20 protein-coding genes and 1 pseudogene are annotated in these 22,417 nt (G+C 71.0%); 10 read left to right on the top strand and 11 right to left on the bottom strand.

The features are described from left to right. Positions 1-1,414 (top strand): annotated as a pseudogene (locus H5J29_RS02320) (MobF family relaxase); the annotation flags it as partial. Positions 1,415-1,448: 34 nt separating this feature from the next. Here the strand turns inward: H5J29_RS02320 and H5J29_RS02315 are convergent. From H5J29_RS02315 to cmtR, 5 genes are all read right to left on the bottom strand, one after another. After that, positions 1,449-1,883, bottom strand: coding sequence for a hypothetical protein (locus H5J29_RS02315; RefSeq protein ID WP_181779215.1), 435 nt, complete (start codon positions 1,881-1,883; stop codon positions 1,449-1,451). A gap of 548 nt (positions 1,884-2,431) precedes the next feature. Next, positions 2,432-2,698 carry a hypothetical protein gene (locus H5J29_RS02310; RefSeq protein ID WP_181779214.1) on the bottom strand — a complete coding sequence of 89 codons (267 nt, stop codon included), beginning with the start codon at positions 2,696-2,698 and terminating at the stop codon, positions 2,432-2,434. 549 nt (positions 2,699-3,247) lie between these two features. After that, positions 3,248-3,724 carry a bleomycin resistance protein gene (locus tag H5J29_RS36070; RefSeq protein WP_181779213.1) on the bottom strand — a complete coding sequence of 159 codons (477 nt, stop codon included), beginning with the start codon at positions 3,722-3,724 and terminating at the stop codon, positions 3,248-3,250. Positions 3,725-3,829: 105 nt separating this feature from the next. Beyond that, positions 3,830-4,534, bottom strand: a complete 705-nt coding sequence (locus H5J29_RS02300; protein ID WP_181779212.1) for a cation efflux transmembrane domain-containing protein — start codon at positions 4,532-4,534, stop codon at positions 3,830-3,832. After that, positions 4,531-4,887, bottom strand: coding sequence for a Cd(II)/Pb(II)-sensing metalloregulatory transcriptional regulator CmtR (cmtR, locus tag H5J29_RS02295; protein ID WP_181779211.1), 357 nt, complete (start codon positions 4,885-4,887; stop codon positions 4,531-4,533). Before cmtR ends, H5J29_RS02300 begins: the two co-directional genes overlap by 4 nt. Before the next feature lie 886 nt (positions 4,888-5,773). Between cmtR and H5J29_RS02290 the strand changes: the two genes are divergently transcribed. The 3 genes from H5J29_RS02290 to H5J29_RS02280 all read left to right on the top strand — a co-directional run bounded on the left by H5J29_RS02290 (position 5,774) and on the right by H5J29_RS02280 (position 9,543). Then, complete coding sequence (locus H5J29_RS02290; RefSeq protein ID WP_181779210.1) at positions 5,774-7,396, top strand: ArnT family glycosyltransferase; 1,623 nt, start codon at positions 5,774-5,776, stop codon at positions 7,394-7,396. 47 nt (positions 7,397-7,443) lie between these two features. Further along, positions 7,444-8,316 (top strand): F510_1955 family glycosylhydrolase, encoded by an 873-nt coding sequence (locus H5J29_RS02285; protein ID WP_181779209.1) that lies wholly within the window; start codon positions 7,444-7,446, stop codon positions 8,314-8,316. A gap of 81 nt (positions 8,317-8,397) precedes the next feature. Next, positions 8,398-9,543 carry a VldE C-terminal domain-containing protein gene (locus H5J29_RS02280; RefSeq protein WP_181779208.1) on the top strand — a complete coding sequence of 382 codons (1,146 nt, stop codon included), beginning with the start codon at positions 8,398-8,400 and terminating at the stop codon, positions 9,541-9,543. An 82-nt stretch (positions 9,544-9,625) separates the two neighbouring features. Here the strand turns inward: H5J29_RS02280 and H5J29_RS02275 are convergent, their stop codons facing one another. The 4 genes from H5J29_RS02275 to H5J29_RS02260 all read right to left on the bottom strand — a co-directional run bounded on the left by H5J29_RS02275 (position 9,626) and on the right by H5J29_RS02260 (position 13,626). Beyond that, entirely contained in the window at positions 9,626-11,947 is a 2,322-nt protein-coding gene (locus H5J29_RS02275) for a heavy metal translocating P-type ATPase (protein WP_181779207.1), read from the bottom strand. Beyond that, the gene (locus tag H5J29_RS02270) at positions 11,947-12,957 is read right to left on the bottom strand and encodes a DUF8832 domain-containing protein (RefSeq protein ID WP_181779206.1); all 1,011 of its coding nucleotides are present in this window, start codon (positions 12,955-12,957) and stop codon (positions 11,947-11,949) included. The genes H5J29_RS02275 and H5J29_RS02270 overlap by 1 nt, the downstream gene beginning before the upstream one ends. Before the next feature lie 45 nt (positions 12,958-13,002). Next, positions 13,003-13,212 carry a heavy-metal-associated domain-containing protein gene (locus H5J29_RS02265; RefSeq protein ID WP_181779205.1) on the bottom strand — a complete coding sequence of 70 codons (210 nt, stop codon included), beginning with the start codon at positions 13,210-13,212 and terminating at the stop codon, positions 13,003-13,005. 132 nt (positions 13,213-13,344) lie between these two features. Then, on the bottom strand, positions 13,345-13,626 hold the full coding sequence (locus H5J29_RS02260) for a metal-sensitive transcriptional regulator (protein WP_181779204.1): 282 nt from the start codon (positions 13,624-13,626) through the stop codon (positions 13,345-13,347). Positions 13,627-13,756: 130 nt separating this feature from the next. Between H5J29_RS02260 and H5J29_RS02255 the strand changes: the two genes are divergently transcribed. Together H5J29_RS02255 and H5J29_RS02250 are read left to right on the top strand one after the other, a co-directional pair. After that, a complete protein-coding gene (locus H5J29_RS02255) occupies positions 13,757-14,254 on the top strand; it encodes a hypothetical protein (RefSeq protein WP_246393315.1) in 498 nt (165 codons plus the stop codon). Positions 14,255-14,346: 92 nt separating this feature from the next. Continuing rightward, positions 14,347-14,985: a DUF305 domain-containing protein gene (locus tag H5J29_RS02250; protein WP_312858020.1), complete on the top strand. Its 639-nt coding sequence runs from the start codon at positions 14,347-14,349 to the stop codon at positions 14,983-14,985. Between the two features lie 65 nt (positions 14,986-15,050). Here the strand turns inward: H5J29_RS02250 and H5J29_RS02245 are convergent, their stop codons facing one another. Next, on the bottom strand, positions 15,051-17,468 hold the full coding sequence (locus tag H5J29_RS02245) for a heavy metal translocating P-type ATPase (protein ID WP_181779202.1): 2,418 nt from the start codon (positions 17,466-17,468) through the stop codon (positions 15,051-15,053). A gap of 162 nt (positions 17,469-17,630) precedes the next feature. Here H5J29_RS02245 and H5J29_RS02240 point away from each other — a divergent pair, with 162 nt between their 5' ends. After that, positions 17,631-18,026, top strand: a complete 396-nt coding sequence (locus H5J29_RS02240; protein WP_181779201.1) for a hypothetical protein — start codon at positions 17,631-17,633, stop codon at positions 18,024-18,026. Positions 18,027-18,155: 129 nt separating this feature from the next. Then, a complete protein-coding gene (locus tag H5J29_RS02235; protein WP_181779200.1) occupies positions 18,156-18,920 on the top strand; it encodes a hypothetical protein in 765 nt (254 codons plus the stop codon). A 52-nt stretch (positions 18,921-18,972) separates the two neighbouring features. Here H5J29_RS02235 and H5J29_RS02230 read toward each other — a convergent pair whose 3' ends face one another. Further along, complete coding sequence (locus tag H5J29_RS02230; protein ID WP_181779199.1) at positions 18,973-19,869, bottom strand: helix-turn-helix domain-containing GNAT family N-acetyltransferase; 897 nt, start codon at positions 19,867-19,869, stop codon at positions 18,973-18,975. Positions 19,870-19,964: 95 nt separating this feature from the next. On the opposite strand from H5J29_RS02230, the gene H5J29_RS02225 reads away from it, so the two are divergent. Then, positions 19,965-21,308 (top strand): FAD-dependent oxidoreductase, encoded by a 1,344-nt coding sequence (locus H5J29_RS02225; RefSeq protein ID WP_312858019.1) that lies wholly within the window; start codon positions 19,965-19,967, stop codon positions 21,306-21,308. Positions 21,309-21,312: 4 nt separating this feature from the next. After that, a partial coding sequence (locus tag H5J29_RS02220; RefSeq protein WP_181779198.1) for an MFS transporter occupies positions 21,313-22,417 on the top strand: 1,105 nt, incomplete at its 3' end.

Here is a 22,417-nt window from a genome sequence, read left to right as displayed (position 1 = left end):
CCTGCAGGTCTCGTTCGCCAACGTCGCCGCGACCGAGCGGACCGCGACCTGGCTCGACGAGCTCGCCGCCGACGGCACCCTGTCCCTCGCCGAACGCACCCGGATCGCCGCCGAGGACGGCGCCGCCTCCCTGACCCGCGTCCTGCGCCGCGCCGAGCTCGCCGGACGCGACCCGCGTCAGGTCCTGCACGATGCGATCGCCGACCGCCCGCTGGTCGGGGCGCGCAACGTCACCAACGTCGTCTACGCGCGCATCACCGAACACGAGCGCTTCGACCCCCGCGGCGACAGCTGGGCGGACTGGACACCGCAGATCGCAGACCCGCACTGGCAGGCGTACCTCGACCGGCTCGCCGCCGCCGCGGACGAGCGAACCGCCGAGCTCGGTGCGAACGCCGCCGAGACACCGCCCGCGTGGGCGGTCGAGACTTTCGGTCCGCCCCCGCTCGACGAGGCCGAGCGCGCAACGTGGCAGGACCAGGTCGGCACCGTCGCCGCCTACCGCGAACTGCGCGACCACGACAGCGACACCGACGTCCTCGGGCCCGCACCCGCCCCGGGCCACACCGAGGCGTTCGCCGCCTACCGAGCCGCGTGGCGCACCCTCGGCCGACCCGAGATCGACCGCGAGGAACAGGAACTGTCTAACGGCCAGCTCCACGTCCGCGTCCGCGCCGCGAACCGCGAGGAGGCCTGGGGCCCGCGCTACGTCGGCAACGAGCTCGCTGGCACCCGCCAAGCCGCCGCCCACCACCGCCAGACCGCCGCCCTACGCGACGCCGAAGCCGCCTCAGCCCACGACCCGGACGAGCAGACACGCCTCGCCAGCGAAGCGCGCGACGCCGACGCCCTCGCCCGGCTGCTCGACGAGCAGACCACCGCGCTGGAGGAACTCGACGACGCCCGATCCGAATGGCTGGTGCACACCGCCGAGACCCGCGCCCGAGGCGAACGGGCCAAGGCCGAGCTCGCACTGCGCCAGGCAGACGACTTCGAACCCGAACCACAGGTCACCGCCGAGGAATGGCTCGCCGCCGACGCCGCCGCCCGCGTCGAGGACGACGCCCACCGCGAGATCACCGAGCACGACCTCCACGACGATCGGCACGACCGGGACACCGGCGATCACCGCTACAACGCAGCGGACGTCGTAGTCGAGCCGGACGTCCGAGAGATCGCCGCGGACGAACCCGCGCCGGTCGACGAGGACGTGGTCCGCGTCCCCACAGCCGCCGAGACCGCCGACGCGCTCGACGTGGCCCGCCGTGCGCTTGCCGAGATCACCGCTCGGCAGGCGCTCGACGAGGACGATGCGGCTGCACAGCGCACCGACGAGCTGCACCGCTGGCAGAGCCAGGACTACGCTGCCGAGTCCGACGACGGCAGATCCGACGAGGCGAACGCCGACTACTGACCCAGGCCGACCGGCGAGCGGGTGTCGCGAGCGGTCAGCTCGCGGCACCCGCAAGCGTCGGGTCGACCTGCGGACGCGGACCGTTGCGCCGCCACGCCCAGCGCAGCACCGCGCACACCGACTCGACGTAGCCCGGCTTCGCCGCGAACCGCCCGGTATGGGGACCGCGGACCATCGCGGTCTCCGCAGCCACGTACTCGGCCTCGATCAACTCCGCATACGCAAGCGGTGAACCGCGCCCGACCGGCCGGACCGCCAAGAAGCGGCGCCCGTTCACCTGCGTCGTCGAACACGCCAACCAACGGCAGGTCAACACCAGGCCCGCAGTCCGCGCCGTCGAGGCGCCGCGAGCGGTCTCGGCCGCCGCGTGGGCCTCGACCTCACGCCAGAGCTGACCGAACGCCTCCCGCGACACCCGCAGGTTCCCCGCCGGTATCCGCGCGATGTCGCGATCCGTCACCTTCTCCATGGCCGCAATGGTCCCTCCAAGCCCTGACGAATTCACCCCTGAATCGAGGGACGACAAACCCGACTCCTTGACACCCATGTGTCAATGCCGGACTCGAAATTCGGTCATCTCAAGCTATGGCGTGCCGGAGCGGTCGCCGTTCCCGTCGTCGTCGCGGTCGATGTCGTCGAGGTCCGCGACCAGCCCCTCTGAGCTCGCTTGCGCAACTGACGAGATGCCCCCCGAACGTGTCCATCGTGTCGCAGTGGCGCAAACCTGGACAGCAGCCGGCGCCATGCGGACTCATCCACGTCGGCGCCCGTCTCGACGACCATCTGCACGGCCTGCGAGCAGAGGTCCAATGCGCGCCGATGGATGCGTAGTCGTGCGCGGAACTGCATCGGGGTGAAGACGTCGAGCGCGCGGCGGCGGCTGTCGTGGCTCGGGCGCCGCCGCTTGAAGATCCGCACGGCATCGAACGGGGATTTCGCCGACCGCAGACGGGCCGCCGTTGCCACCTTCGCGTGGAGCAGGCGTTGGTGTTCTGCTTAGAGCTGCTCAACGAGGTATCAGGCGTAGCTTTCCTGCCAAGCCTGTGAAACCGGCATCCATAGCGGCTCGTCCTCGCTGTCCACATTCAATTCCGCGGGGCCCGGGTCGTCGTTCTCGTGCAGAAGGGAGTTCGATGCGAGGGACCAAGCGAGCATGGCATCTTGGTCCACCTGAGGTTGCTCCGCATACTGGTCGAGAGTGATGTTGGCACGGGTAGGTGCGTCCTGGCCTGCCTGCGGGCTGAAAATCCGAAACTGCCTTCCGCTGCCGTTGCACGGGGCCATGACTGTCCTGCGCTGCCGCGACCGGATACCCATTTCGGGTCCGGCTCTCCGTCAGCCAGAAAGCGCCATTGAGCCAAGGTGAGAACACCTAGCCCGCCTCCCACCCGCCTCGGTGGGACACCTCCCCGATGTCTATATCGGCCAAGCAGTCTCATGAGAATGCGCCATTGTGGGTTTCTTCCGGACCGGTGGCCGCTTAGCGACCGCTGAGGGCGCTCCGTAGAGCGGTGAGTGTTGGCACTCCAGATAGACCTGTCGCAGAGGGATAGAGCCGGCAGCGGAGTTCGAGTCCTGGCGAAGCGAGTTCACTGAACAGGTCCGCTCCGTCGATCACAATCGTGGGCGATCCCGCGAATGCGGGGAGGTCTCGGGCCGTGTCTGTTGTGACGGTGATGGTCTCGACCGAAGTGTCGAGGTGCCCGGTCTCATCGAGGGCGTGGCGCAGGCGCGCGTAGGCCAGTGCTTCCTGAGGGCAGTCCGCTACGACCAGCAGCTCGACTCGCATGTGCGCCGGTGCCTCCTGTAGTTGCGGCGGGTTCGATCTCGGGCTCAGTCATTGCGGCCCATGCGGATGAGGTTGCCGCTGGGGTCCTTCACGCTGAACTCGATCATGCCCCAGGGTTCGACGACGATGTCGCTGACCGGCAGTCCCTGTGACTTCCACCTGCGGTGCCATTCGTGGGGGTCGGGGATGTGGACGTAGCAGGCTGCCGCGTTGGTCGCCGGGTCGAGGCCGGCGCGGAGGTCGAGGTGGGCGAGCTCGGAGTCGCCGAACATGACGAACGCGTATTCGGGGCTGTATTCGTCGACGCGGAGTCCGGCGCGGGTCCAGAAGTCGTGGGCGGCGGCCATGTCGTGGACGGGGAAGATCGGGGTGATCGAGGGCCGGTTTGCGAGCCGCCCGGCCATGCCATGGACGCAACTTCCGCAGACCGCGATCTCGGGATGGCTGCTCAGCCGGGCGACATCTGCTGTCGGACGGGCCAGGCCGCAACATCCGCACGTCGTGCTGGTGTCGTCCGACACGTCAGTCATGAGTTCCTCCTCGACGTCGGCTGTGACAGTAGCGGCGAGCCGTCCGCTCCGGTCGCCGATCCTCGACCCTGCGCGCGGGTTCGATTCCGGTCTCGGTCAGCAGCAGTGACGGCCCTTCCAAGCTTCGCGCCCTTCGCGCACTGCCACGGCGGCGATGACGAGGGCGGCGATCGGGTCGGCCCAGGACCAACCGAACAGGCTGTTGAGCAGCAACCCGACGAGAAGAACCCCGGACAGGTAGGTGCAGAGCAGGGTCTGCTTGGAGTCGGCGACCGCGCTGACCGAGCCGAGCTCGCGGCCTGCGCGGCGTTGGGCGGCGGACAGGAATGGCATGATCACCAGGGAGAGCGCGGCGAGCACGATCCCGACGGTGGAGTGTTCGGCCTCGGCGGCGCCGAACAGGGTGCGGACCGACTCGACGGTGACGTAGGCGGCGAGCGCAAAGAACGACAGTGCGATCACTCGTAGGGCGGCGCGTTCGCGCTGTTCTGGGTCGGCTCCGGAGAATTGCCAGGCGACGGCGGTCGCGGAGGCAACCTCGATCACGGAGTCGAGGCCGAAACCGATCAGGGCCGCGGAGGAGGCGATGTGGCCCGCGGTGATCGCGACGATGGCTTCGATGACGTTGTAGGTGATCGTCGCCGCGACGAGCACGCGAACGCGGCGGGTCAGTACGGCACGGCGGTCGGCTTCGAGGGCAATGACCGGGGTGGTCTCGGCCGGTGCAGTGCGGGGGGCGGAGCAGCCGTCGGCGCAGGTCGACCCGGCAGGGCCGGATGACGGGCGGGTCGTCTCGCTCACGCCCGTGCCACCTCCGGGGTCGTGGTGGGGGTGCAGTTCTCGTCGAGACAGTCGGAGCCGGCGTCGACTGCCAGGACCACGGCGAGGAGCTCGTGCAACGCCTTCGCGAGGTGGAGGTCGGCTATCTCGTAGCGCACCTGCCGTCCCTGGTACGAGGCGGTGACCAGGCCGCAGGCGCGCAGGCAGGCCAGATGGTTGGAGACGTTGGGGCGGGTGAGCTGGAGCTGGTCGGCGAGCTGCCCCGGGAAGGTCGCGCCATCGAGCAGCGCAAGCAGGATCCGGCAGCGGGTCGGGTCGGCGAGTGCCTTCCCGATCCGGGCAAGCGCCGCTTGCCGTGTCTCACCAGTCAGCATGAGCTGAACTATATGCGATGAGCTGACCTGTTGGTAGCCGTCAAAGCTCGGCAACTCGTGCGGGGGAAGCTCTCTCCGACCCTCCGGGACCGGTCGCAGTAGCGGAGGAGGTGACGCCGACTGACCCGGAGCGTCGTTGCTGCCGGCGGCTGCCGGTCCGCCGCGGCAGTCATACCTGCGGGTCACCTGTTTCAGCGTGTCCACAGCGTTCGCGGTTACGCTCCCGGCTGTGACTCGAGCCGCGGCGCCGCTTTCGTGGGCACCGTCTGTGCGCGATGGCCGATCGGTTACCACGCGCAGGCCGGGTGGAAGCACTCTGCGTGTCATGGCCCTTGCGGCGGCACTGTTGATCGTCGCCGGTCTCGTGGCCTTGTGCTGTTGCCGCGACGCCCACGAGTCGACGACAGCACAGGGCGGAGCCGTTCCGGTCGGCTCTGTGCTGGTCGACGGTGCCCGGCAGCAGTCGACAGCCTTCGGGGTGTCGGATCGGCCGCAGTCGCTCGACGAGGGGCACCTCGCCCTGCCTTCCCGCGCAGACAGCTCCGTTTCCGACTCGGAGCAGTGCGCGCCGGAATCGTCCCCGGTCAGCGTCGCTACTCCGTCGAGATCCCTGGGCGACGTGTTGCCTGCGGCGGTCGTCGGTGGCCCATCCGTGCAGTCCACGGTGCGCGTCGAACCGCTTTTCGCCCCCGCGTCGGCGGGTGAGCTTCCCGACTCACCCTCCCATCTGCTCTGCGTGATGCGGACGTAGGCCGCTCAACTCGCTTTTCGCTCGGACGGTCCCCCGTCCGCACGGCGCCCTCGGTTTCGAGCGCGCCGATCTCCCCGAGGCTGTCGAAGGCCTCGCCGTAGCGCGCATCTGCGTTCCAGCGAAGTGAGTTGAGCTGTGCTTTCCCAGCAGAACGCTGGGTGGCGGCTGTCCGGTGACGCCGAGACCACCCAGAAGATCAAGAAGTCTCCGAGAACGTCAGGGCTGTGGTCCCTGCCGTGGTGGGTGTGGTCCGTCGCCGCCGTGGTGGTGGCGTTGGCCGTGGTGCGCGCGTTCGCTCCGATGACCTATCCGGGCGACATCTGGCGCCAGAGCGATACCGCCACGATCGCGCGCAACTTCGCCGCGAACGGCATGAACATCTTCTTTCCGCAGATCAACTGGGGTGGGTCGGGTCCCGGGTATGTCGAGACCGAGTTCCAGCTGCTGCCGTGGCTGACCGCGGTCACGTACCTGGTCTTCGGTGAGCACGTCGTCCTCGGTCGTCTGATCTCGCTGGCCATCATGCTCGTCGCGGCGGCGGCGTTCTGGGGGTTGGCCCGACGGTTGCTGCCGGTCACGCCGGCCCGGTGGGCTCTGGTGGCGGTCCTCGTCTCGCCGGCGTTCATGCGGTGGGGCACGGCGTTCATGCCCGAGGCGACCGTGGTGGCGTTCTACCTGCTCGCGCTGCTCGGGTTCTGCCGGTGGTTGCAGGAGGACCGGCCGGTGTTCCTCGTGTGGGCGGCCGCGGCGACGTCGGCGGCGGCTTTGGTCAAGCCGACGTCGTTGCACATCGGTCTCGTGTTCGGGCTGTGGTTGGCGTTCGCGGCGCGGGATCGCCTGCACCGTGTCTCGCTCTATGCGGCCGGGCTCGCGGCACTGGTGGCGCCTGCCTTGTGGTTGCGACACGCGGCCACGTTGCATGCCACCTACGGCAACACCTTCGGCGTCATCTCCGGTGGCGACAGCAAGTGGGGCAGCCTCGCGATGTGGCTGAGTCCTGAGTTCTACCTGGGCAACCTGCGCTCGGAGACGATCTTCATCTACGGCCTGGTCGGTCTGCCTCTCGCCGTGCTCGGCGTGGTGCTCCTGTGGCGACGCCGTGCAGGCCGTCCCACCCGTGCCGGGACCTCCGCGCTGCCACTGCTGGGTGCGGGGGCGGTCGCGTTGACGGTCTACTACTTCGCTGCCGGTCGCTACAGCAGCACCGACATGGGCATCCAGTACCACGTCTACTCCCTGCCCTACGCCGCGATCGCCACCGGTGCGGGCCTCGCCGCCGCTCTGGGCTGGGTGAGGTCTCGCTGGAGCCGCGGGGTGTCGGCGCTCGTGGCGATGTCGGCGGTGCTGGCGCTGGGAGCGCAGTCGGTCAACGTGTTCGTGGGGTCGCTGCCGGACCGGTCCGGAGTGTTCGGGACCTGCGCCACCGAGCTCGACGCCGTTTCGACGCCGACCGACCTGGTCGTGATCAGCACGACCAGCCTCACCACCGATGGCGCGGTGGCCAACAACTTCCAAGAGCCGGTGGTGTTCTTCCTCGCCGACAGGAAGGGATGGAGTCTGCCCGCGGATCGGCACACCCCCGACGAGGTCGCGGCCCTGCGCTCCGCCGGTGCCCGTTTCCTGGTGGTGGGGGACCCGCAACTCGTGCCCGCAGGTGGCTCGCTCGCGACGTGGTTGGCCGACACCGCCCGTGTGTTGCGCACGCCGGAGCAGGACGGCTGCGCGATCTGGGACCTCGACGCCGAGGCGGCCCGGTGACGACGGCCTGCCGCCGACCAGGGGCGGCCTCACTGAGGCTCTGTCTGGTGGCCGTGGTGGCGGTGGGCGTGGTGGCGGCGTGCGCGAGACCGGCCGAGTCCGGCCCCGGCCCGGTGTCGGCACCGCCCGGGAACGCGGTGAGTGGCCACGTCCACGGCCTGGGCATCGATCCCGGCGACGGGCTCGCGTACGTGGCGACGCACCGCGGGCTGGTCCGTCTCGAGCCAGACGGCGCCGCGCCGGTGGGAGACACCCGCAACGACCTCATGGGGTTCGCCGTCACAGGTCCAGGGCAGTACCTGGCCTCGGGACACCCGGGGGACCTCCAGGAGAAGTCGGCCGGTCCGGCGTCGTCGCTGGGCTTGGTCCGCAGTACCGACGGCGGCCGCAGCTGGACCGAGGTGTCGCTCGCAGGCGCCGCGGACCTGCACGCCATCACCGTCGTCGGGTCCATCGTGTACGGCTGGGACTCGCTGACCGCGACGGTTCAGGCCAGCCACGACGGAGGCCGGACGTGGGAGCCCCGATCCCGCGGGAGCCTGGCGGACCTGGCCGTGGACCCGACCGACCCATCACACCTGTGGGCGACCACGCCCGAGGGGATCGCCGAGAGCCGCGACGGCGGCCACACTTTCACCCTCGTGCCGCCGATCCCCGCGATGAGCGACCCGCTCGTTTTCGTGGAGACGGTTCCCGACCTGCACGGCGACCGGGAACCGGACCTCGTCGGAGTCGATACCCGCGGCCGGGTCTGGGGCCGCTACGGCGATGGATGGCGTGTCAGCGGGGAGCTCGGAGCGGCACCGACGGCCCTGGCCGCCGTCGGCCCCGATCGCTACCTGGCCGCAACCACCGAGGCGGTGGTCTCCTCCGAGGACGCCGGGCGCACGTGGACCACCCTCGCGCCCGTGACCCCCTGACACCGTGAACCGGCCCTGCCCAGAACCCGTCGTCTGGGATCTGTCCTGCGGTCCGTCGGAGACGAGGGCTCAGGAGCAGGCGTGCTGAGCGGCCGCGAGCACGCCGTGCTCGCGGGCCGCCGCCTCGGGCGTCGTCTGCTGGTCCTGCTGCTCGTCCTCGCAGTTCTCGGTGCAGCTGGGGCTGTCGCGTTCGTCGGGGTCTCGTTCCTGATGTTTACGCCCGTCCGAGCGGGGACTTGCGAGCCGAATCCCGAACGGACACCGATCGAGGCCTCCGGCGCGAGCGGGCTGACCGCCGAACAGCTGTCGAACGCCGCGGCGATCGTGTCGACCGGACGGTCCATGGCGGTCCCGGAACGGGGCCTGTGGGTGGGCCTGGCGACCGCGTTGCAGGAGTCCGGCCTGCGCAACCTCGACTACGGCGACCGGGACTCCCTCGGGCTGTTCCAGCAACGCCCCTCCCAGGGGTGGGGCAGCCCGGCGCAGGTACGCGACCCCGCCTACGCGGCCGAACGGTTCTTCGAACGGCTCCTCGCTGTACCCGGGTGGACGGAGATGCCGTTGTGGCAGGCGGCGCAGACGGTGCAGCGATCCGGGTTCCCGCTCGCCTACGCCAAGTGGGAACAGACCGCGGCCGACGCGCTCGCCGAGGTCGCGACGAGCCCCGCCGCCGCTCCGCGTGCTCGCCCCGCCGCCTCATCATCGACGGCGGGCAGCGGGGCCGCACCGGGTCCGTGTCGGGGTGATCCTCGTGACGTCGATCCGGCCGCGCCGTTCGCGGGGAACAGCAACGGCTGCACCGCCGACGACCCCACCACCAACGGCTGTGTCACGCCGGTGACCCGCTACGCCCTGGACCAGGCCGAGCGGGCCTTCGGTGGGCTACGCCAAGGTGAGCTGATGCGCTCCACGGGCTGCCATGCGTCCCGTCCCTCCAACCCCACCAGCGACCATCCCTTGGGCAAGGGTTGTGACTTCTTCCCCGGCACCCCCGGGCTCGGTGCGCAAGGCGTCGAGCTGGCCAACGGCTGGCGCGCCGCGGAGTGGTTCCGTACCAACGCCGCCGCCCTCGAGGTCTCCTACATCATCTGGCAAGGACGGATCTGGACCCCGGGGGTGCCCGACGAGGGCGGGTGGGGCCGCCGCTACAGCGGCGGCGGTGTGTACGACCCCACCGATGCCGTCGGCGGTCACTACGACCACATCCACGTGAGCTTCGAACGTTGACGACGGCGACGGTCTGGTCGCAAGGCCGGCCGGCCCGTCCACGGATGAACGGACCGGCCGTGCCACCCTCAACGCCGTCCTGTCAGCTCATCGGTGTGAAGCGGCGCAGCCGCAGGCTGTTGCCGACAACGAACACCGAGCTGAACGCCATCGCCGCGCCGGCGAGCATCGGGTTGAGCAGCCCGAGGGCGGCGAGCGGCAGTGCGGCGACGTTGTAGGCGAACGCCCAGAACAGGTTGCCCTTGATCGTCCCCAACGTGCGGCGGGACAGCCGGATCGCGTCGGCCGCGGTACGGAGATCGTCGCGGACCAGGGTGATATCGGCCGCCTCGATCGCCACGTCGGTGCCACTGCCCATGGCGAGCCCGAGATCGGCGCGGGCGAGCGCGGCGGCGTCGTTGACCCCGTCGCCGACCATCGCCACGACCCGGCCGCCCGCCTGCAGCCTCTCGATCACGGCGAGCTTGTCCTGCGGCAGCACCTCGGCGATCACGGTGTCGGGCCCCACGTCGATGCCCACCTGCTGTGCGACCGCCTCCGCGGCGGCGCGGTTGTCGCCGGTGAGCAGAATCGGGGTGAGGCCCAGACCTGCGAGCTGGGCGATGGCCTGGGCCGAGGTGTCCTTGACCGCGTCGGCGACGACGAGGACGGCGCGGGCCCGTCCGTCCCATGCAACGGCGATGGCCGTCCGACCACGGGCGGCCTCGTCCTGCGCTGCCCCGGCGAGCTCGTCGGGCAGGGGCAGGCTCCACTCCTGCAGCAGGCGGGGCCGCCCGACGAGCACGGCGTGCCCGTCGACGACACCCTGCACCCCGAGGCCTTCGTGGTTGGCGAACTCCGTGACCGCGGGCAGGGACTCGACCCGTTCCCGTGCGGCGCGGGCGACCGCCGCCGCGATCGGGTGTTCGGAGGCGTCCTCGAGGGCTCCGGCGAGGCGTAGTACCTCCTGCTCCTCGACTCCGTCGGCTGTGTGCACGGCGACGAGGGCCATCCGGCCGGTGGTCACGGTGCCGGTCTTGTCGAGGACCACGGTGTCGACCCGGCGGGTCGACTCCAGGACCTCGGGGCCCTTGATCAGGATCCCGAGCTGGGCGCCGCGCCCGGTCCCGACCAGCAGTGCAGTCGGCGTGGCGAGGCCCAGCGCGCACGGGCAGGCGATGATCAGGACCGCGACCGCCGCGGTGAACGCCGCCGCGGCCCCCGAACCGGTACCCAGCCAGAACCCGAGCGTGACCGCCGCCAAGGCGATCACGATCGGCACGAAGACCCCGGAGATCCGGTCGGCGAGGCGCTGGACCTGTGCCTTCCCGGTCTGGGCCTCCTCGACGAGCCGCGCCATCCGAGCGAGCTGGGTGTCGGCGCCGATTCGCCGGGCCGAGACGACGAGGCGCCCGCCCGCGTTGACGGTCGCCCCGACGACCTCGTCCCCGACGCCGACCTCGACCGGCACGGACTCGCCGGTCACCATCGACGCGTCGACGGCCGAGGAACCGTCGACCACGGTCCCGTCGGTGGCGATCTTCTCTCCGGGGCGGACCACGAACCGGTCACCGACGGCGAGCTGTGCGACCGGGATCCGCTCCTCGCGGGTGGCCCCGTCCGCGTCCTCGCGCAGGACCGCGACGTCCTTGGCACCGAGCTCGAGCAGGGCGCGCAGGGCCGTGCCTGCGCGCCGCTTCGAGCGGGCCTCGAAGTACCGCCCGGCCAGGATGAACGTGGTCACCCCAGCGGCGACCTCGAGGTAGATGTTCCCGGCGCCGTCCGACGGGCTGATGGTCAGCTCGAAGGGATGCGTCATGCCCGGGACGCCCGCGGTGCCGAACAGCAGGGCGTAGAGCGACCACGCGAACGCCGCGAGGGTGCCGATCGAGATCAGGGTGTCCATGGTCGCGGCGCCGTGGCGCAGATTCGCCCAGGCCGCGCGGTGGAACGGCGCCGCCGCCCACACGATCACCGGTGCGGCCAGGGTCAGCGAGATCCACTGCCAGTAGGTGAACTGCAGCGCCGGGACCATCGCCAGGACGACGACCGGCACGGACAGCAGAAGCGAGATCCACAGCCGCTGTCCGGCGCTGCGGAGCTCGGGGGGCTCACCCTCGTCGTCGGTGCCCGGCCCCGGCCGGGTGGCGGCGCCCGCGGACGTCGGCGGCTCGGGCAGGCGGGCGTGGTAGCCCGCGGCCTCGACGGTCGCCAGGAGCGTGTCCGCGGAGACCCCGTCGGGCGCGTGGACCTTCGCCTTCTCCGTCGCGTAGTTGACGGTGGCGCTCACCCCATCGATCTTGTTGAGCTTGCGTTCGATCCGGTTCGCGCACGAGGCGCAGGTCATTCCGCTGATGGCGAGCTCGACCTCGGTGAGGGCATCAGCATCGGCATCAGGTGCTGCGGAGGTGCCGGTCGTGGACATCAGTGCCCCCCTTCTGCGCTGTCGCCGCCGGCCGGGTGGCCGTGGTTCTCGATGGCGGGAGTACCCGACCCAGGGGTAGCAGGCACGGGTTGGGGCGCCGCGCCTGTGGGACTAGTGGGCACGGTGAACTCGGCGGTGCGGACGACACCGGCGTGCTGGAAGTCCAGGAACAGCCGGTAGGTCCCGGACGAGGGGACCTCGGCGAGGAACCGGATCTGTGGGCCCGGGGCGGTGCGCCCGTCGTTCGGGGCGCCGTCCGGGTGCACGTGCAGGTAGGCCAGGTCGGTCGAGCGGAGCGCGACGAGATGGCCGTAGGCGCCGAGGTAGGGCTGCAGGTCGGTGACCGGTGTGCCGTCCTTGGTCACGGTGAGCGTGACCGGTGAGGAACTCCCGGCGGTGAGCTCGCCGTCGAGGCGGACCTCGTAGCCGTCGATCCGGGCGACCCGGGTCGACTCGTGGACGATCGGGTCGTAGGTCCCCGCGACGGAGAGGTCGACACCGAGCGTCGTCGCCGCACCCCCGGTGGGGGTGAAGTCGGCGAAGGCCCGGTAGACCCCGCCTGTGGGCAGCGTCAGGCCGGTCCGCCAGGTGCCGTCCGGGTCCATCGTCGGATGCAGGTGCTGGAAGCCGCTGGTGTCACGGCGGACGACGATGAGGTGCAGGCGCTTGGTGTGCTCCTCGTCGAACGCGGTGACCGGGGCCCCGTCGGGGCCGGTCACCCGGAAGGCGAACTCGGTGGTCGTTCCCGCGGTCGGCGTCGAGGCGGTGGGCGTGAGCGTGTAGCCGCCCCTGCTCGACGCCAGCCCGGCGGGCTGGTCTGCGGTCTCCGTGACGACGCCGCTGTGGGTGTCCCCGTGCCCGGCGCCCTCAGTGCCGGACGTGACCTCGTGCCCGGCCGAGACCGGAGCAGGGGATCGGAGGGGACCGACAGCGGATCCGGTCGTGTACGCCCCGAGAGTGAGCAGGGCGAGCGCCGCGCCGTAGGCGGAGAGCTTCGCAAGAGTGTTCATGACGAAGTCCTTGCTGGTGGGCCCGCGACGGTGCGGGCAGGTGGATCAGGTGTAGACGAGTCGGTAGCCGGCCTCCTCGACGGCGGCCTCCACGGCGGCGTCGTCCAGGGCGTCGTCGCTGTCGATGGTGACCGCGCCGGTGGGCAGGTCGACCACGACGGAACGCACGCCGCGAAGTTCGCCGATCTCCTCGGTGACCGACGCGACGCAATGCGCGCAGGTCATTCCGCTGACCGAATAGGTGGTGGTGGACATGGTTCATCTCCTTTCGAACCAACCCCGTTCCGGTGTGCTCCAGTGCTACAGCGGTCCGGATCGGGGCATGACAGAGCAGGCGATGCGCGTTCGGGCGCACCGCGGCGAGGCGAGATCAGTTCGAGTAGCCGATCAGGACTTGACCAGCCGGGCGATGGCGGCGCTCGCTTCGGCGACCTTCTGATCTGCGACCTGCCCGCCCTGGGCGACCGCGTCGGTGACGCAGTGCTTGAGGTGCTCGTCGAGGAGGCCGAGGGCGACGGCCTCCAGGGCCTTGTTCACCGCGGCGACCTGCGTGAGCACGTCGATGCAGTACTTGTCCGACTCGATCATCTTCGTGATCCCACGAACCTGCCCCTCGATGCGTCGCATTCGCTTGAGGTGTGAGTCCTTGGTGTCTGCATAGCCGTTCATCGCTACCTCCCGACACGACAATACCCTAGGGGGGTACCGTACTCAAGAGGATCGACGGGAGGATGTGCGCGGTGACGGGTCGAGGTGCGGCCGCTCCGACCGTCGCACTATCGTCGGCGCGGTGCACCTGATGCGGCGACGGGAGTGGTGTCGGCTTCTGCTGATGCTGTCGCTGATCGTGGGTGTCGTGACGATGCATTCGACCGTGGCCTGTCACGCGGCGGGGGACGCGACCGTCGGGTCACACGTCTCGCAGGCATCCGCTCCGACAGCGGGCGGTCCCCAGTACGCGGCGACTGTCGAAGCGATGCCCTCGGACATGTCACATCCGGTCGGCATCGAGTCCGTCGGCCTGGCCGTGTCGGCCGCTCTGAGCGTCGAGATCGTCTCCGCGGTGGAGCACCGCTCGTCGCCGCACGAGCCGATGTCGGCATTGCACGACCTTCTGCACCTGTGTCTCGCCGTGCTGACGGGGCTTCTCGTGCTGGTGGCAGCGGTGTTGCTTGCCCTGCTGCTCATGCGGCGGCTGCGCCCGTCCGCTCCCGCTTCGGCGCGGCCGGTCAGTGGTCTGCGATCGCCACCGCCGACCTCGGTCCGGCTCGCCCAACTCTGCGTCCTGCGGAACTGATCGGCCTCCAGCGCGGAAGAGCGCTGGCCCGATCGCATCCGCAAGTTCTTCGCAGAGGAGTTCGTTCCATGTACCGCAAGTCAGTCCTCGGCGTGCTCGCAGCCGCCGCCAGTCTCACCGTCCTTGCCGCCTGCAGTGACGGCGGCAGCACCTCTGGTGCGTCGTCCACCGCTGCGCCGACGAGTATCGCCGCACCCGCCGACGCGGCGTCGTCCTCGGCTGCGCACAACGCGGCCGACACCGCCTTCGTCCAGGGCATGATCCCGCACCACTCTCAGGCCGTGGCCATGGCCGAGATCGCGGCCCAACGAGCCACCGACCCCCGGGTCAAGCAGCTCGCCGCGAGGATCCAGCAGGCTCAGGGACCCGAGATCGAGCAGCTCCGCGGCTTTCTCGTCGCCTGGGGGGAGCCGGAGACCGCGACCACCGGCTCCACCGGCTCGATGGGCGGAATGGACCATGGCTCAACGGGTCAGTCCAGCGGCTCCGCCGCCGGCATGGGCGGGATGATGAGCGACCAGCAGATGCAGCAGCTCCAGCAGGCCGGCGGTGCCGAGTTCGACCGGATGTTCCTGCAGATGATGGTCGAGCACCACAACGGGGCCGTCGCGATGGCGCAGACCGAGGTCACCGAGGGCCAGAACGCAGAGGCGAAGGCCCTCGCGCAGAAGATCATCGATGACCAGCGTGCCGAGATCACGGAGATGCAGAACCTGTCTCCCACGATCTGATGATCGTGGTGGCCCGGGGTGGGGCGCCGTCGCTTCCCGCCCCGGGCCACCGGGTCGCGTGCCGGTCAGGTGCCGGGACGTGCCGTCGCTGGCTTCCTCGACGCAGGCTCCGACCCCGGCTTCTGGTGAGGCAGCCGGAGTCGCTTGAGCAGAAGCGCGTTGACCGCCACCACGAGGCTCGACCCGGACATCGACAGGGCGGCGATCTCCGGACGCAGCACCAGCCCGAACGCGGGAGCGAAGACGCCGGCGGCGATGGGCAGGGCGATGGCGTTGTAGCCGACGGCCCAGCCAAGGTTCTGGCGCATCTTCCGCAGCGTGCCGCGGCCGATGCGCAGCGCGATCGGCACGTCGAGCGGGTCGGACCGCATGAGGACGACGTCGGCGGTCTCGATAGCGACGTCGGTGCCCGCGCCGATGGCGATGCCCAGGTCGGCCTGCGCCAGCGCGGGGGCGTCGTTCACGCCGTCACCGACCATCGCGACGCGACGGCCCTCGCCCTGCAGACGCGTGATCTGCGCTGCCTTGTCTCCGGGTCGGACATCGGCGATGACGGTGTCGATTCCGAGTCCCTCGGCGATACGACGGGCCGTCACCTCGTTGTCACCGGTGAGCATGACGACCTGCACACCGAGCTCGTGCAGCGAGGCCACCGCTTCGGCCGCGGTGGGACGGGGCGCGTCCGCCAACGCGATCACGCCGACGGCGCGACCGTCGACGGCGACCAGCACGGTGGTGTGCCCGGATCCGGCGAGGGCGTCGCGCTGCTGCTCGAGCCCCGCGAGGCCGATGCCCTCGCGCTCCAGCAGTCGCCTGTTGCCCACCACGACCCGGCGGCCCGTCACGGTGGCCATGGCCCCGTGGCCGGGGACGTTCATAAACCGCTCCGCAGTAGGCCCAGGGACGTCGGTCCGGGATCGGGCGTGGGCGACGATCGCGCGGGCCAACGGGTGTTCCGAGTCGCCTTCGACGGCTGCGGTCAGCTCCAGCAGCTCATTCTCGTCCATTCCCGCCGTCACCACGTCGGTGACCTGCGGCCGACCTTCGGTCAGGGTGCCCGTCTTGTCCATCACGACGGCGTCGATCCGTGCCGACGCCTCCAGCGCCGCGGCGTTCTTGAACAGCACGCCGCGGCGCGCACCCAACCCTGTTCCCACCATGATCGCCGTCGGGGTGGCGAGTCCGAGGGCGTCGGGACAGGTCACCACGACGACGGTGATGGCGAAGAGCAGAGCCATCGTGAGCGGCTCGCTGGAGAACAACGCCCACGCCGCGAACGTCGCCGCACCGCCCAACAACGCGACGAACACCAGCCAGAACGCCGCCCGATCCGCCAGCCGCTGCCCGGGCGCCTTGGAGTTCTGGGCCTGCTGGACCAGGGTGACGATCTGGGCCAAGGCACTGTCGGCGCCGACCTTGGTCGCGCGAATCCGCAGGGTGCCGTCAGTGTTCAGAGTCGCGCCGACCACCTCGCTGCCAGGCTCCTTGCGGACCGGGAGGCTCTCACCGGTCACCATGGACTCGTCGACGTCGGACTCCCCGTCGACGACGACACCGTCGACCGGAACCTTGGCGCCGGGCCGCACCAGCAAGAGGTCACCCACCGCCACGTCGGACGTCAGGACCTCGACCTCTCGCCCATCCCTCAGCACGACCGCCCGTGGTGGGGCCAGGTCGAGGAGAGCGCGAACGGCGTCATTGGCGCCGCCGCGAGCACGCATCTCGAACCAGTGCCCCAACAGGACGAACGCGGTCAGCACCGTCGCCGCCTCGTAGAACACCTCCCCGCCGCCGGTCAGCGTGATCACCACCGAGTAGCCCCAACCGGCGGCCACGGCCACCGCGACGAGCACCATCATGTCCAGCGTCCGGGCGCGCAGCGCGCGCACAGCGCCGTCGAAGAAGAGCCACGCCGAGTAGAAGATCACCGGTAGGCTCAGGACCAGCGAGAACACGTCGTCGCGCAGACCGAACGGAGCCGGGACGCCGAACCCGAGCACCTCCCGACCGATGGGAGACCACAACAGGACGGGAACCGACAACACGGCCGCGACCACGAACCGGTTACGCATGTCGGCGACCATCGCCGCCATCGACATCCCGCCGTGGCCTCCGTGGCCCATCACCTCGTGAGGCGAGGTGAGGGCGTCGCCGCCGGAGTCGTGGGTGTGCTCGGGCTCGACGCCGCCGGGAGTCGCCGCGGCGGTCTCGGCCATCGGGTCACACACATGCGCAGGCACGGAACGCCCGCGGCACGCGTACCCGCAGTCGCGAATCCAGCCCGACAGCTCGGCCACCGTGGTCAGGCTGGGGTCGTAGTGGACCGTCGCGGTCTGAGCGGTCGGGTTCGCCACGACCGAGACCACTCCCGGACGGCGAACAAGCACCGACTCGATCACCGTGCGCTGGCTCGCCCACTGCACTCCACGGACGTCGAGTACGACGGTGTCGGTTCGGTCCCCGGCCGTGCGCTGCGCTGTCATCGCTCGCCTCCTCGTCGACTGGACACCGACCATATACCCCTAGGGGGTAACCGTATAGAGGCGGTATCGGTCCGCGGTGAGGTAACGGGGCGCCGCGTGCGATCGATGGCCCGGTGTGGCCGACGCCGGGAGGTCACACCGGGCGGCGTCGCGGGGAGGGTGATGGTGCACGCCATGGGCCTCTCAACGCGCGGCCGGAGGCTGCTCACGACGGCTGTCGCCGTGATCGTCCTCGCCGCCCATCTGCTTGCCGGTTGCTGTGCCGAGTCGGAGGCGACCTCGGTCGACTGTCCGGCAGCCGCCCCGGCTGCAGCGCCACGGTCGGTCGCGGTCCGAACCCAGGCATCGGACCCGCCGTGCGCCGACGCCGCCTTCGAGCCGGCCGCAGTGGTGCTCGGCTCCGACGAGGTCGGCGCTCTGCTCGCACTGGTCGTGCTCGGTTTCGCCGCCGCCTTGTCCTCCCGCCCGCCCGCCACGTCGGGCCGCCGACGCGGTGCGCCGCGAGCGCCGCCTTCGCACGCACGGCGACTGGCCACCCTCTCCGTCCTGCGGACGTGACAGCCGCGCAGCCTTCCCGGCTGTGCTGCGCCGTCATGCCTTCTGCAGAGGAGTCCCATCAGTCATGCGCTCACCACGTCCCGTCGTCGCGTCCGCCGCGGCGCGTCTCCGCTACAGGTCGTTCGCCCGATGAACGACCGGCACGCGGCAGAGCCGATCCTGCGCCGGCTCGCGCCGGTCTCCCGCATCCTCAATCGTGTCGCCCTCGTCGTCCTCCGCGAGGACGTCGGGGGGCAGGGCCGCCATGTCGATCCGGACGCCCCGGGAACGCCGCCGCCCAATACGGCCCGCTGGACCGCGGCCCACTCGGCAGCGGTGACCAGTCCGACGATGAAGGTGTTCCGCGACGCGCTGCGTCCGGTCTCCGGCGGGACCGAACGCCAGGGTGTGCTCGACGACCTCGCCCACCACTTCGGGATGTCGACGGAGGAGGCCTTGGCCAGATGCCTGGACTGGGAGAGCGCCAGCCTGGAGGAGTGGGAAGCGGCGCCCAGAGACAACGCCGCCCAGATCAGGGAGTTCTACGACTCCGCGACGTCATGGGCGTTCGACCTGTCCTGGTACAACTATCTGCAGGTCGACGGCACCGGTTACCCGAAGTCTGTGATCGTCGCTGACCGGCTTGAGCTACGACCCGGCGCGCGGGTGCTGGACTACGGGTCCGGAGTCGGAGTCACCGCTCAGCTCTTCGCAGGTCTCCCCTGCGCTGGGAGATCGCTCGAGCCGGCTTCCGCAAGGCCGACCTCATCGACGGACACACCTGGGTCTATCGCGCCTGTCCGACCACGGGAGTCCACAGCCGGATCCATCGAGCCGCATCCTGGCTTGCGTTGGCAAGCCCCCCTGCGGGGCTCATCAGGCGCAGCCGACGCCTGCTGGCTCGGCTCGCGCTGAGCGTCGTCCTCCTGCTCGCCTCCTGGAGGCGACAGGCCCACTCCAGCTGATCTCACACGGGGTCGACCGCGCCTCGGCGCTCAAGAAGCACGGTATCGCGCCAGATGCCGTGGTGGCGTCCGATGCGTTCGCGGACGCCGAGGGTGCGGTAGCCGGCGGACTGGTGCAGGGCGACTGAGGCGCGGTTCTCGGGGAAGATCGAGGTCTGCAGAGTCCAGATCCCGTCGGTGTCGGCGGCGGTGACCTGCTTGTGCAGCAACGCTTTTCCGACCCCGCGCCCGCGGAACTCCTCGCCGACGTAGACGGAGGTCTCGGCGACGCCGGCGTAGACGGGGCGGGTGGAGGCGGCGGTGAGCGCGGTCCAGCCAGCGATGCGGCCGTCGACCTCGGCGACCCAGCGGTGCCCGGGCAGCCATTTGCGGTCGAGCTCGCGGCGTTCGGGGACTTCGGTCTCGAAGGTGGCGTGCCCGGTGGCGATGCCTTCGGCGTAGATGCGCCGCACGTCGGCCCAGTCGCCCGGTTCCAGGGCGCGGACGGTGACGTCGGCCGGGACGTCGTCGGGGCAGCAGGGGCGGGGGCCGAGCATGCCCATGACGGCGTCGGCGGCGTGGGGGAGTCCGGTGCAGCAGGCGGGGTTGACCGCGACGAGCGTGGCGGTGCCCTCCTTGCGCATCGTCACGAAGCCGACGTCGGCCAGCTTGCGCAGGTGATGGGAGCAGGTGGACTGGCTGATCCCGAGCCCGGTGCGCAGCTCGCCCACGGTGGTGTCGCGCCCGGCGGAGGCGATGGCGTGCAGCAGGCGCACACGCGTCGGCTCGGCCAGACACGCGAACCACTCCGCGTAGGTCGTCGCATCCAGCGGCGACAGCTGGGTGGGATCGGGATTGGAGACGTCCGACAGCGGCAGCACGGTCGACGACGACGGGGCCGTGCGGGACGGAGAGCTCATGCAGCCAGAGTATCGACCTGAGTCGATGGTTGCGTCAATCGGTGCCCGTCGATACAGTCCGGCGGCGAGGATCGAAGCTCATCGATGGAGGAGTCGTGGCTGCAGTGTCCGAGGTGTCCGAGACAGCTGATCTCCCGGTGGTGGTCATCGGTGCGGGCCCGGTGGGGCTCGCCGCGGCGGCGCACCTGGTCGAGCGCGGTATGACCCCGCTGGTCCTCGAAGCCGGGCCACGTGCCGGGGCGAACGTGCGGCAGTGGAACCACGTGCGGCTGTTCTCCCGCTGGGCCGAGCTGATCGACCCGGCCGCGGAGAAGCTGCTCGCTCCGACCGGTTGGCAGTCCCCGGACCCGGACACCTACCCGACGGGTGCGGAATGGGCGCAGCTCTACCTGCAGCCCCTCGCCGACGCGCTGGGTGAGCGCGTGCGGTTCGGCGCCCGGGTCGAGGGTGTGGCCCGCCGCGGCCGTGACCGGGTCGTCGACGCCGGCCGTGACACCGAGCCCCTGACCGTGCACCTCGCCGACGAGCGGATCACCGCCCGCGCCGTGATCGACGCCTCCGGAACCTGGGGCGGCCCGAACCCGCTGGGCGGCGACGGCCTGCCCGCGGTCGGGGAATCGGCCTCTGCCACCCGGATCGGCTACCAGGTGCCGGACCTGTCCGACCCCGTCGTCCGGGCCCGATACGCGGGCAGGCGGATCGCGGTCGCCGGGAGCGGGCACTCTGCGCTCACGGCGTTGGTGGCGTTCGCCGAGCTGGCCGAGGCCGAGCCGGGCACGCACGTGGTGTGGCTGCTGCGCCGCGGCCAGGTCGGGGACACCTTCGGCGGTGGCGAGACCGACCAGCTCCCCGCCCGCGGGGCCCTCGGCATCCGTGCCGCCGCCGCTGTCGAGGCCGGGCGCATCTCCACAGTGACCGGGTTCCGCACCGCCGCCGTCGAGCAGACCGACGACGGCGTGATCCTGGTGGCCGACGACGGCCGCCGCCTGGACCCTGTCGCGGAGGTCGTCGTCGTGACCGGGTTCCGCCCGGACCTGTCGTGGCTCTCCGAGGTCCGCCTGGACCTCGACCCGGTCCTGCAGGCCCCGCGCGCGCTGGCCCCACTGATCGACCCCAACGTGCACTCCTGCGGCACCGTGTACCCACACGGGGCCCGCGAGCTGGCCCAGCCCGAGCCCGGGGTGTTCCTGGTCGGGATGAAGTCCTACGGCCGCGCCCCGACGTTCCTGGCGATGACCGGCTACGAGCAGGTCCGCTCCGTCGTCGCCGCCCTCGACGGCGACCAGGCCGCCGCGGAACGCGTCGAGCTGGTCCTGCCCGAGACCGGGGTGTGCGGCGGGGCCGGAGTCTTCGACGACCCGGCCGGGGCCGCCGAGGGCGGGTGTTGCGGCGCGCCGGCCGAGCCGGTCACGCTGGGCTTCGGGCGCCCGCAGGACTGAGCGCGTGCGGTCGACGAGCGCGCCGCCGCTGACCGAGGGCGGTCTGAGGCGGGTCCTCGTCGTGCTCTGCGCGACCGAGATCGTCAGCTGGGGCGTGCTCTACTACGCCTTCCCCGTGCTGGCCCCGACGATCTCCGCCGACACCGGCTGGCCGGTCTCGACCATCACCGCCGCCTTCTCCGCCGGGCTGGTGACCTCAGCGCTGGTGGGGATCTGGTCGGGTCGGCTGCTGGACCGGATCGGGCCGCGGCCGGTGATGACGGTCGGGTCGCTGCTGGCCGTGCCCGCCGTCGCCGGGATCGCCCTCGCGCCGTCGCTGCCGCTGTTCTTCGCCGCGTGGGTGCTGGCCGGGTTCGCCATGGCGGGCACCCTCTATCCGCCCGCGTTCGCCGCGCTGACCCGCTGGTGGGGGCCGCGTCGGGTCCGGGCGCTGACCGTGCTGACGCTGCTGGCCGGGTTGGCGAGCACGATCTTCGCCCCGCTCACCGCGACGCTGCTGGACCCTCTCGGCTGGCGGGACACCTACCTCGTCCTCGCCGTCGTCCTGGCCGCGATCACCATCCCCGCGCACGCCGTCGGGCTGCGCGGTCGCTGGCCCGAACCGCACGAGCTCGACACCACGACCGCCGCCGGGAGCGTCGCCGCGGGCGCTCCGCGGGAGATCGTGCGCAGCCGGGCGTTCGTGCTGCTCGTCCCGGCGGTCGCGCTGGGCACGTTCAGCGCGTTCGCCGTGGTGGTCAACCAGGTCCCGCTGTTGCTCGAGCGGGGCCTGTCCACCTCGACCGCCGCATGGGCGCTGGGGCTGGGCGGGATCGGGCAGGTGTGCGGGCGGCTGTTCTACGGCCGCCTCGACCGCGTCCTGAGTGTGCGCGCCCGCGGCGTCACCATCCTGGGCCTTTCCGCGCTGGCCACCGCGCTACTCGCCGCGGTCCCGGGACCGACCGGCCTGTTGATCGCCGTGGCGATGCTGGCTGGCGCCGCTCGGGGTATCTTCACCCTGCTGCAGGCCACCGCGATCAGCGACCGCTGGGGTGCTGCGCACTACGGCCGGCTCAACGGGCTGCTCTCGGCCCCGTCGATGGTCGCCACCGCCGTGTCACCGTGGGCGG

Source organism: Pseudonocardia pini, from assembly GCF_013870575.1.
Taxonomy (GTDB): domain Bacteria; phylum Actinomycetota; class Actinomycetes; order Mycobacteriales; family Pseudonocardiaceae; genus Pseudonocardia; species Pseudonocardia pini.
This window is presented reverse-complemented; position numbering and strand designations above follow the sequence as displayed.